The sequence below is a fragment of the Halorubrum sp. SP9 genome (assembly GCF_005435015.1).
GTDB classification, from domain to species: domain Archaea; phylum Halobacteriota; class Halobacteria; order Halobacteriales; family Haloferacaceae; genus Halorubrum; species Halorubrum sodomense.
This window is the reverse complement of the sequence record NZ_SGXU01000426.1, coordinates 1-408: the sequence shown is the minus strand read 5'-3', so window position 1 is coordinate 408 and position 408 is coordinate 1. Positions and strand designations below refer to the sequence as shown.

1 pseudogene is annotated in these 408 nt (G+C 71.1%); it reads left to right on the top strand.

Annotated elements, in window-relative coordinates:
• A pseudogene (locus EXE45_RS18120) lies at nt 1–339 on the top strand (carbohydrate ABC transporter substrate-binding protein); the annotation flags it as partial.
• Nucleotides 340–408: the final 69 nt, after the last annotated feature.

Below are 408 nucleotides of genomic sequence, written 5' to 3'. Positions count from 1 at the left end.
GCCGCGCGCGACTGTCCCCGGATCGACGTCGACGCCGCGCGCGACGCGCTGAGCTCGTTCGTCTCCGCCGAGGGCCAGCAGGTCTGGGTCGAGGAGGGCGGCTTCATCGCGTCCAACACGCAGGTCCCGGACGACGCCTACGAGATCCAGGTGATGGCGAACCTGCCCGACCTCGCCGACGAGGTGACGGTCGTGCCGGACCTCGACGACGCGCTCGGGAACCCGTTCCAGCAGGAGTTCTGGTCGGTCCTCAAGGGCCTGTGGGCCACGCCCGACACGCCGACCGAGGACATCGTCGGGCCGCTCGACGACGCCCACGAGGAGACCCTTAGCAACTGACGATGGAGTCGCCCTCGACCGCGGACGACCGAGGCGACCGGCGCGGGTCGCTGGCGCGGATGTTCGACC